Genomic DNA, 9,939 nt, shown 5'->3' on the forward strand with positions numbered 1-9,939 from the left:
GCCGAGATCGCAGCGGCTTCGCAGATCGGTGAGGGGCTGGCGAATGCCGTTGATCTCGGACTCCGTCTGCGGGTGAGCGTCCATGTAGGTCTGGACGCGGTCGTGGATCTGCGCGTTCGGCTCCCCGCGCAGACTGGTGAAGAAGTCGTTGACGTCGGGGTGGCTGAATAAGTAGTCGCCCATGGCGGTTCCGACGATGCCCGATGCCACCGCGAGGTCGCCCGCGGTGCAGTTGGGTTGCGGCGCAACCGGTCCGGGTTCGGCGGCAGCAATCGCAGCATTTCCAAACAACACGGCACCGGCGGCGACCACGGTGACGGCCGTGCTGCGCAGAGTTCGTCCTGACACCCACATTGGAGGCTTCCTCACTCGTTGGTCGGACGACCATCGCTGAGCAAGCCAACCACAGGGCTGGATCGAATTGTCGCAAATGACAATTCGGCGGCCGGCCGGCTCCTAGCGGGTCGGCGGCGTAGCGTTCGCCTCAGCGCCTGGGACACATGCGCCCGATCATCTCAGCGCAGGAGCGTGGATCAGTGGCTGCTCAGAAGAAGCCGAACGTCGTCATGATCATGGCCGACGATGTGGGCACCTGGAATCTCAGTGCCTACCATCGCGGCATGATGGGTGGCTCCACGCCCAACATCGACCGGATCGCCCGTGAGGGTGCGCTGTTCACCGACTACTACGGTCAGCAATCGTGCACGGCGGGCCGCGCCGCGTTCATTACCGGCCAGAGTCCCTTCCGGACCGGCCTGTTGAAGGTCGGCATGCCCGCCGCCAAGCAGGGATTGCAGGATTCCGATCCGACGATCGCCGAACTGCTCAAGCCGCACGGCTACGTTTCGGCGCAGATCGGGAAGAACCACTTGGGCGACCGCAACGAATATCTGCCTACCGTGCACGGCTTCGACGAGTTCTACGGCATCCTCTACCACCTCAACGCCATGGAGGAGCCCTACGACCCGGAGTATCCGAAGGTCGATGGGTTTCACGACCGCTTCGGCCCGCGCAACATCGTGGACACCACGGCAACCGACGTCGACGACCCGACCGAGCACCCGCGCTGGGGCAGGGTCGGCAAGCAGACCATCGCCGACGGAGGTCCATTGCCGCCGCACCCGGGAATGGACGACGCGGCCACGGTCAACATGGAAGACGTTGATCCTGAGTTGGTTCGGCGCTCGCTGGACTTCATCGACCGCTCCGTGGCCGCGGATACGCCCTTCTTCCTGTGGCACAACTCGACCCGCTGCCACGTCTGGACGCACCTCGCTCCCAAGTGGCAGGGCAAGAGCGGGTTCGGCTTGTACGCCGATGCGATGATGGAGCTCGACTGGGAAGTCGGGCAGATTCTCGACAAGCTCGACGAACTCGGCATCGCGGACGACACCATCGTGCTTTTCACCAGCGACAACGGGGCTGAGATCTTCAGTTGGCCCGACGGCGGCAACCAACCGTTCCGGGGTGAGAAGGGCAGCACCTATGAAGGCGGTTTCCGGGTCCCCATGGTGGCCAGGTGGCCCGGTGTCATCGAGCCGGGCACGATCGTCAACGAGATCATGGCCCACGAAGACTGGCTCCCAACGATTCTTGCCGCCGCAGGTGAGCCCGATGTCGCCGAGAAGTTGTTGAGTGGCCATGACGCCAACGACAAGACCTTCAAGGTCCATCTCGACGGTTACGACTTCAAGCCCTACTTCCAGGGCGACGTCACTGAAGGGCCGCGACGGGAAGTCTTCTATTTCAGCGACAACGCCGACCTGATGGCCGTGCGCTACAACGCCTGGAAGCTCAACTTCAAGACCATCGTGGGAAATCTCTTCACCGGCAAGGAGGATTCCACCAACGTGCCGGTCGTGACGAATCTGCGCCAGGACCCATGGGAGCGTTACCAGACCGAGGGCATGCTCTACGGCCGGTGGTGGGGCGAGAAGCTGTGGACCATGGTTCCCGCCATCCAGATCGTCGGCGAATTCCTCGCCACGTTCAAGGAGTACCCACCCAGCCAAGCCTCCGGCACGTTGAGCGTCGACAAGGCCCTGACGATGCTGCAAGAGGGAACACTCAAGAACTGACCCCGGCGAGCGCCTCAACGCCCTGACATGCGAACACTTGTGGAGCTAAGGGGAATCGAAACCCCTTGCGTCTCCTGCGAAAATGGGTGCTGAACTGCGATGAATGTTCGGAGACGGTGTTACGCAGCAGCTCGCTGTCCTGCGGATTTGGGTCGGCGTGTTACACGACGTAACAGTGCTGCCTGCCCAGAAGAGACGCGGTGAGTGGCCGTCCCTCGGCATTCATGTACGAGTTGGTGACCAGTTCGACGACCATCGAGGCCAATTCGTCAGGACCGCCCAGGCGGTGTGGGAACGGCAAGGACTTGCCCAGCTTCGCCTTGAAGGCTTCCGACCGCTCGCCTTGACCGTAGCTCGGGCTATCGATCAGGCCCGGCGCGATGGTGTTGACCCGGATCCCGACCGCAGCGAGGTCGCGCCCAACCAATGCCGGCAGAATTGATCAGGACGCGTAGTGGGCCCAGTTAGCTGTCTTGTTCACGGCTGCCTCGATCTGCTCGGTGTTGGTGACGTCCACGCTGATGAACGCACCGCCGATTTCTTCGGCGAGTTCTGCCCTGCGCTCCGACTGCAGATCGGCGACGACGACCCTCGCCCCCCTCGCGGCCTGCCGCGCAGATACCAGACGCGCCACCGGTGACGATTGCGCTAGCTCGATTGATTCCACGCCGAAAGACTCAACCCCCACGCATTACGACACCCACGCGAGCTCGACCTTTTGCCAGCCGTTGAGCAGAGCCGACGGATTGCGTTGCAGCGGTGCGTCGGTCAGTTCGAGACGTTCGAGGTCAGGCAGAAGTCCCCCGATTGCGGCACGGACTTCCTGGCCAGCCAAGTGAGCACCCAGACAGAAGTGAATGCCGTGGCCGAACGAGAGATTCTTGCCCGCGGCCCGCGTGATCAGAAAACGGTCGGGGTCATCGAAGCGCCGGGGATCGCGATTGGCGGCGGCCATGTGCAGCGCGACGATCGCCCCCTTCGGGACCCTCGTACCCGCGACCTCAGTCTCTTCGGTCGCCTCACGAAACGCGAACTGGATCGGCGCCGTCAGCCGGTTCGCTTCATCGACAGCATCGGGGAGCAGGGCCGGATCGTCGAGCAATAGCTTGAGCTGATCGGGGTTGGACAGCAGTTCGACCACGGTGTTCCCGATGAGATTCGTCGACGTCTCGTTGCCTGCGACCATGATCGTGATCGCCACCATCAACGTCTCGACGGTGCTCAGCGACTCGTTGTCGATTGCCGCCACCATCGCGCTGACCAGATCATTCTTGGGCTCGACCCGCCGCGCTTCGATCAACGGGACGAAGTACGTGCTGAACTCCTTGATGGTGCTCAGCATCAACTCGTTGCGATCAGCGGGGCTGCTGAAATCGCCCCCGGCGGCCGCGGCGAAAGCATCGGACCAGACCTTGGCCCGGCCGTATTCGCTTCGGTCGATGCCGAGGATGTGGCAGATCATCTCCACCGGCAGCGGAATCGCCAGTCGCTCGACGACATCGAAGCTGGGTGTGTCGCCGACACCGGTCAGGCAGCGCGCGACGATCCCGTCGATCGCATCGGCCATTTCCTTGATGCGCGGAGGCGTGAAACCTCTGCTCACGATTCTGCGCATCCGGGTGTGCTGGGGTGGGTCTGCTGCGGCAATGGTCTTGGCGGAGGCCATCTCGTTCATGTCGACCGGGATCCCGGCTACCAACGCCATCAGCCGGTCGATCACCTCTGGTTTCATCTCGGCGTCCGCTGGCACCGAATCGCCTTCGTAGGGGTTCGGACGCGACGAGAAGACGGCCGGATTCGACTGCACGGCCTTGACGTCGTCGAATCGTGAGATAACCCAGATGTTCGAACCAGTCTGGTAGACGGGGAATCGCTCCCGCAACTGCGCGTAAACAGCAGGCAGCTGTTCACGAGGGCCCGGCTTGAACGGCTCGAACTCGAATGCACCTTCGTCGGCCGACAATGTCTCTCCTGATTCGTTGGCGTACACAAACCGGCCCGTTGCGCACGGGACGACAGCGCCCGCTACAGGGGCATGTGCGTAATAGTAGGACGTCGTTTGCGTACAAAGCAAGGCTCGGTACACTGTACGAGCACCTAATGTCATCAGATGGCGGACCACGCAGGTGCCGACGGATCCACGAGGAGGTGAACCGATGTTCGCTGCTCACGTCGCGGAAGTTGTCATCGCGTCACCCGATGACAACGGTCGCTTTCACACCGCCATCGGTCACGCTCTGTACTGGTGGAATTGCGCAAGTGCAAAGCAACATCAGATCGTGCTCGTGCCCTCGATCGGGCAGCGCCGCACCGCCGCCGAGGATCTCGATCTCGCGGATGGGCCGGGCGACTGCCTCGATCACTGCGACGTGTTCATCGCGGTCTTCGACCCCACGTGGCCAAATGCCGTTGAGACGATCGGCGACGTATTGCGCGCAAAGCGTGCCGGCAAGTTGGTGCTCGCCTGGGTCATCGCCGAGTCATCTTCGGACGGCGTCGGTTCGGACGATCAAGCCTGGCTGATCGACGTGACACAGCGGCTGACGGCGGAGGGGGTCGTTCCTCGCTACATCGGTCACGGAGATTCTCACTTCGAGAGCCGTTTGCAGAGCGCCCTCAGCGCCGATCTGACCTACACCAATCTCGCCGCGCTGACCGCGCGGTTCGATAACACGGCATCGGCACGCCAAGTGACGATCTACCGGACGCCGGTGGCATTACTGGGCCCGCTTGTCTGGGCTGTGACAGTGATGAATCACAGCACCTCGCTGGCCACCGACCTGACGGTCCGGGTGGACGGAGTCGACACGGAAGGCAACCAATTACCCGATGGGGCCAGACGCTCGAGGCAGGCAATCGCCGACGTGTTCGCCAAGTTGAGGACTGGCCCGTGGCCGGACGAGCACCCACTGACCGACCGGGGTGGGGTCTCGCTCGCTCGAGGGCCGTCACTCCTGATCAATGGGATGGAGGTCCTCGCCGCGCACACCGCATTGGACTTCCCGCGCTGGTTGAGACCGAATCAACATGCTTCGGCTCTTTATGCGTTGGAACCAAACGCTTCTCCTCGTGTGCGCGTCCAGTTCAAGGACGAAGCGGGAGAGGTGTGGGCGAGAACGAACGACGCAGAGCCCGAAACGGTTTCGCCATCGAGACAAAGGAACGTGTGGTGTCCATAGATACCGGCAGGCCCACCAACATCCCCTCCTACGAGGTGGTCGGCGACTGGGCAGATCTGTCCGCCGTCCCAGGCGCGGCGTCCTGTTGGGTGCACAATGCCATCGTCGCGACCGACGGTGGAGAGGTCATCGGTTTCCACGCCGGCCAACTCGTCGCGTTCGACACCGACGGCCGCCTGCTACGGGTGGTCGAGACGGGCCTGACCGAGGGCCACGGGATCACCCTCGTCCGCGAAGGCGATGACGAGTACCTCTGGGTCAGCGATCCCGGATTCGTCTTCAGCTGCGGCGCCGACGACGGCGATCCGAACTGGACTCCATTGTTCGGCAAGGGCATTCGTTGCGAGACGCGAGCGCCGCGGGTGGTGAAGATGACCTTGGACGGACAGATCATCACCGAGCTGCCGATCCCGCCGCAAGATCCTGCGATCCCGGCCGGTCCAATGGGGCCGTACTGTCCCTGCGGCTGCGCAGTCGACCAAGAACGTTTCGGCGGATCCGGTGACGTCTGGGTGGCCGACGGATACGGATCTGGCCTGGTACACCGCTTCGACAAGAACGGAATCCATCTGTCGACATTGACCGGCGAAGAGGGAAGTGGGCGTCTCTTGTGCCCGCACGCGATCTTCATCGACCGCAGAAACGACAAGGTGCCTGAGCTCTACATTGCCGACCGCGTCAACGTCCGCGTCCTCGTCTACGACCTGGATGGCCGCTACTTGCGCACATTTGGTGAGACCTCTTTGAACAGTCCGAGCGATTTCGCGCAGTGGGGCGACCTGCTAGTGGTCGCGGAGATGTACGAACGCCTCGCCGTTCTGGATTCCCACGACAACCTCGTCGGGTACATTGGCGCCGACCCGGATCCCGAAGCGGCGCAAGGGTGGCCGACCCGGCCGGGATGGCCCAATGAGATGTCCGACGACGGACGTGCGGCTGTACCCCAGCTACCCAAACACGACCGCTTCAATTCGCCACACGGCGTCGCGACGGACAAAGACGGCAATCTCTACGTGACTGAATGGCTGCTCGGCGGGCGTTACACCAAACTCACTACGCGGCATTGACGGACTGCCTTCGCTATAGCCGTTCGATCACCAACGCGGAGCCCATGCCTCCCCCGGCGCACATCGCCACCACGCCGATGTGCACGTCGCGGCGTGCGAGCTCGTGAACGATGGATACGACCATCCGGGCACCGGTCGCTGCGATCGGGTGACCGAGGCTGATACCGCTTCCGTTCACGTTCACGATTGACTCGTCCAGGCCAAGATCACGCGTACACGCCACGGCCATCGTGGCGAAGGCTTCGTTGATCTCGAAGAGATCCACGTCGTCCAGGGTGAGACCACTGCGCTTGAGCGCCTGCCGGATCGCCGTCACCGGAGCCATTCCCGTGTGCTCGACCTCGACGCCCACGGACGCCCAACCGCGGATTCGCGCCAGCGGCACGAGGCCGCAACTCGCTGCGAATTCGGAGCCGCCAATGACCAGCGCAGCGGCCGCGTCGTTGATCCCGGCGGAGTTGCCCGCGGTGACGACGGCACCGGGCATTTCGGGGTGTAGCACCTTCAGCGCAGCGAGCGCCTCGGGCGTGGTGTCTCGCGGGTGCTCGTCGGTGCTGAACACGAAGTCGCCGTCTTGGACTGGGACGGCAACGATCTCGTCGTCGAAGTAACCCTTCACGATGGCGTTGAGCGCCCGCTGCTGCGACCGTGTCGACCAGGCGTCGGCCTGCTCCCGCGTCACGTGATGCAGCCGTGCGGTGTTCTCGCCAATGGTCACCGACATGTCGAACGCAGGTACCCCGGGGGCATCGGGATGGCTCTGCGGCGACCAGCGGGTGGCGTCCTCTGCGCCGGGCGGCACCTTGGAGAGCCGGGGCATCGTGCTGGCGCTCTCCGTTCCACCGGCGACGATCACGTCTGCCATACCGGCCATGATCGTGGCGGACGCCAACTGTACGGCGGTAGCACCCGAGGCGCAGTGCCGATTGACCGCTACCCCAGGCACGCTGGTCATGCCGAGGCGTACCGCGATGTTGCGTGCGATTACGCCGCCACCTTGCAGCGACTCGGCGAGGAACAGGTCGTCAAGGTCGGCCACTGGGATTCCTGACCGTTCGACGGCTGCTCCGACGGCGACCTCGCCGAGTTGGTAGGCGTCCACCGAGGTCAGAGATCCCTTGCGGGCCCGGCCAATCGGTGTCCTAGCGGCTGAGAGGATGACGGCGTCAGGCATCGTTGTCGCTTCCGTTGGAGGGGTGGATGTCGTGCAGCAGTTGACCGGTACTGACGTCCCCGCCCCGTTCCGCGGCGAGCAGATCGGCGAGCAGTTCGCGCCGAAGCACCTTTCCGGTGGAGGTTTGCGGTAGCGCCTCGCGGATGACGACTAGCGCGGGTGTCTTGGAGCCGCGCAACCGATTTCGCGTCCATTGGCGTAGTTCTTCGGCGGCGACCGCCCGGCCGGGTCGCAGCACCACGGCCGCGGCGATGTCTTGCCCCCAATGCTCGTCGGGTATCCCCACCACCGCGGCCTCGGCGACCGCGGGGTGGTCCAGGAGGATGTCCTCGATTTCGGCCGGCGCGATGTTTTCGCCACCGCGGATGATGGTGTCGTCGGTGCGCCCTTCGACGAACAGATAGCCGTCATCGTCGACCCATCCGCGATCGCGGGTGGCGAACCATCCGCCGTCGTCGAGCTGACTGCCAACACCGCGGTACTCGCCGGAGACCTGCTCGCCGCGGACGTGGATGTCGCCTGCGAATCCATCCGGTAGGACGCCCTCTGGTCCTCGGATCTGAACTTCGATGCCAGGAAGCAATCGGCCTGCCGAACCGAGCCTGGCCCGGGCCGCCGGATCACCGAGCAGCGCTGCGCGGTGATCGTCGGGGCCGAGGACGGCGATCGTAGAACTGGTCTCGGTCAAGCCGTAGGCATTGACGAAGTCGACGTCGGGGAACAGCCGAATCGCGCGCTCGAGTACGGGAATCGGCATCTTCGCCCCACCGTAGGCCAGCGACTTCAAGGTCGGTACGTCCGCGATGCCCGTCTGACCGAGGTGTTCGGTGATCTTGGCGAGCATGGTGGGCACGAGGAGCGCGTGAGTGACGGCTTCGGCGCGTACGCAGTCGAGCCAGCCCTGTGCAGTGAAGGTTTCCAGATAGACCACCCGCCGACCGGCGTACACATTGCTGAGCAGATTGGAGACGCCAGCGATGTGGTAGGGCGGCACACTCACGATGACGGCCTCGTGCTCGCCCGCCGCACTGAAGTCGACGCTGCCGAGCAGATAGGACATCAGGTGGCGATGGCGCAGCACGGCGGCCTTCGGCTCCGACGTGGTGCCGCTGGTATAGAGCAGGACCGCGATGGCTTCGGGGTCGTCCGACCACTGCGGACGCTCGCCGGCGGCTGCCGCGTCGGCCTCCCGCCACTGCGCCACGGTCACGATGTGGGCAGTGGTCGGTGGCTGTAGGTCCGAGACGACCAATGCGTTCGGATGGCGTGCGAGCAGCCTTTCCAGCGCATCGCGGCTGAGGCGGTAGTTCAGCGGAACAAGCGGAACGCCTGCCCATGCGGCGGCGAAGAGGGCCACGGCGAAGTCGTCGGCGTTGACACCCACATAGACCAGTTCCTGGGCGTCGTGCGCCGCCAGGAGTGCCGCCCCGCGACGGGCCAGGTCCAGGAGGGCGGGATAGGTCAGTCCTGCTGGATCCGACCCAGTCGCGTGCAGGCGACCGATGCCGAATCGCTTGGGCATACCCGTCGCTGCCATGTCCAGCAGAGTCAGAACATTCACCCTGGCGTCCGTCAGTCCGACGCCGGGAGCGCGCTGGGTGCCTTGATGGTGAGCGGACTTCCGTCGGCCGTGAGCACACCGGGGCCGGCCTTGGTGCACAGCACTTCTAGGCCGGTGTCGATGTCGACATAGCGCTTGCCAAGCACGGTGTCGTTCTCGGTGCTCGACGCAGCCATGGCGTCGGTCTCCAGATTCGCGGTCATCGGTTGGCCACCGCACCATAACTCGACCGGGGATGCGGGCGGTCGCACGACGATGATCTCGGTGCCACTCCCGTTGCTACGCAGCCGTTTTCCCGGCGTGAGGTCGGTCATCAATTAGGCCCAGAAATTGTAAAGGGTGCGGGCGTTGAGCTCGACGATCTTGCGCGCTTCGTCGTCCGGCACGTCAATGAGGTGCTCGGCAAGCAGCTTGCGAGTGTGGGGCCAGTTGGAGTCCGAGTGCGGGTAGTCGCTTTCGAACATGATGTTGTCAATGCCGATACGGTGACGCTGCTCGATTCCGGATTGATCGGAGATGAAGCAGCCGTAGATGTGTTCGCGGAACAACTCCGACGGCAGCTTGTCGGCGTTGACGTCGCACCAGTATTTGTGCCGGCCCCAGGAGTAGTCGATGCGCTCCAGCAGATAGGGCATCCATCCGATGCCGCCCTCGGACAGCGCGACCTTGACGTTCGGAAACTTGTAGAACACGTCGGACATCAGCAGGTCGACAGTGGTAATCATCGAGTTCAGCCCGAACAGCGCGATGCTAATGAACATATCGCCGTCCGGCGCGAGCCCTTGGGGCATGCCGCCAGAACCGAAGTGCAGCGATAGCGGAAGGCCAGCCTCCTCGCAGACGCGGAAAATCGGATCCCAGTGGTCGGTGTGATACGACG

Annotated in this window: 9 protein-coding genes and 1 pseudogene; 3 read left to right on the forward strand and 7 right to left on the reverse strand. The window is 63.8% G+C overall.

Annotated elements, in window-relative coordinates:
• Nucleotides 1-354, reverse strand: a 354-nt coding sequence (locus QOD90_RS14195; protein ID WP_526350720.1) for a hemophore-related protein, incomplete at its 3' end; no start/stop codon positions are given.
• Nucleotides 355-536: 182 nt separating this feature from the next.
• Between QOD90_RS14195 and QOD90_RS14200 the strand changes: the two genes are divergently transcribed.
• On the forward strand, nucleotides 537-2,078 hold the full coding sequence (locus QOD90_RS14200; protein WP_526350722.1) for an arylsulfatase: 1,542 nt from the start codon (nucleotides 537-539) through the stop codon (nucleotides 2,076-2,078).
• 160 nt (nucleotides 2,079-2,238) lie between these two features.
• Here QOD90_RS14200 and QOD90_RS14205 read toward each other — a convergent pair.
• Together QOD90_RS14205 and QOD90_RS14210 are read right to left on the reverse strand one after the other, a co-directional pair.
• Nucleotides 2,239-2,740: pseudogene (locus QOD90_RS14205) on the reverse strand (SDR family oxidoreductase).
• Nucleotides 2,741-2,769: 29 nt separating this feature from the next.
• Nucleotides 2,770-4,041, reverse strand: a complete 1,272-nt coding sequence (locus QOD90_RS14210; RefSeq protein WP_526350724.1) for a cytochrome P450 — start codon at nucleotides 4,039-4,041, stop codon at nucleotides 2,770-2,772.
• Between the two features lie 193 nt (nucleotides 4,042-4,234).
• On the opposite strand from QOD90_RS14210, the gene QOD90_RS14215 reads away from it, so the two are divergent.
• Together QOD90_RS14215 and QOD90_RS14220 are read left to right on the forward strand one after the other, a co-directional pair.
• Nucleotides 4,235-5,257, forward strand: coding sequence for a hypothetical protein (locus QOD90_RS14215; RefSeq protein ID WP_526350726.1), 1,023 nt, complete (start codon nucleotides 4,235-4,237; stop codon nucleotides 5,255-5,257).
• Nucleotides 5,248-6,324, forward strand: coding sequence for an NHL repeat-containing protein (locus QOD90_RS14220; RefSeq protein ID WP_526350728.1), 1,077 nt, complete (start codon nucleotides 5,248-5,250; stop codon nucleotides 6,322-6,324). Before QOD90_RS14215 ends, QOD90_RS14220 begins: the two co-directional genes overlap by 10 nt.
• Before the next feature lie 13 nt (nucleotides 6,325-6,337).
• Here the strand turns inward: QOD90_RS14220 and QOD90_RS14225 are convergent, their stop codons facing one another.
• The 4 genes from QOD90_RS14225 to QOD90_RS14240 form a co-directional block, all read right to left on the reverse strand.
• Nucleotides 6,338-7,498: a thiolase family protein gene (locus QOD90_RS14225; protein WP_526350730.1), complete on the reverse strand. Its 1,161-nt coding sequence runs from the start codon at nucleotides 7,496-7,498 to the stop codon at nucleotides 6,338-6,340.
• A complete protein-coding gene (locus QOD90_RS14230; protein WP_526350732.1) occupies nucleotides 7,491-9,059 on the reverse strand; it encodes a class I adenylate-forming enzyme family protein in 1,569 nt (522 codons plus the stop codon). Before QOD90_RS14230 ends, QOD90_RS14225 begins: the two co-directional genes overlap by 8 nt.
• 11 nt (nucleotides 9,060-9,070) lie before the next feature.
• The gene (locus QOD90_RS14235; protein ID WP_526350734.1) at nucleotides 9,071-9,262 is read right to left on the reverse strand and encodes a hypothetical protein; all 192 of its coding nucleotides are present in this window, start codon (nucleotides 9,260-9,262) and stop codon (nucleotides 9,071-9,073) included.
• A 114-nt stretch (nucleotides 9,263-9,376) separates the two neighbouring features.
• The coding region (locus QOD90_RS14240; protein WP_526350736.1) for an amidohydrolase family protein at nucleotides 9,377-9,939 on the reverse strand (563 nt) is incomplete at its 5' end.

Origin of the sequence: Mycobacterium sp. (genome assembly GCF_032161845.1) — a bacterium.
GTDB lineage: Bacteria > Actinomycetota > Actinomycetes > Mycobacteriales > Mycobacteriaceae > Mycobacterium.

Coding starts and splice junctions, on each gene's coding strand:
- QOD90_RS14235 (WP_526350734.1), bottom strand. CDS start 9,262: ATGACCGCGAATCTGGAGACCGACGCCATGGCTGCGTCGAGCACCGAG.
- QOD90_RS14215 (WP_526350726.1), top strand. CDS start 4,235: ATGTTCGCTGCTCACGTCGCGGAAGTTGTCATCGCGTCACCCGATGAC.
- QOD90_RS14225 (WP_526350730.1), bottom strand. CDS start 7,498: ATGCCTGACGCCGTCATCCTCTCAGCCGCTAGGACACCGATTGGCCGG.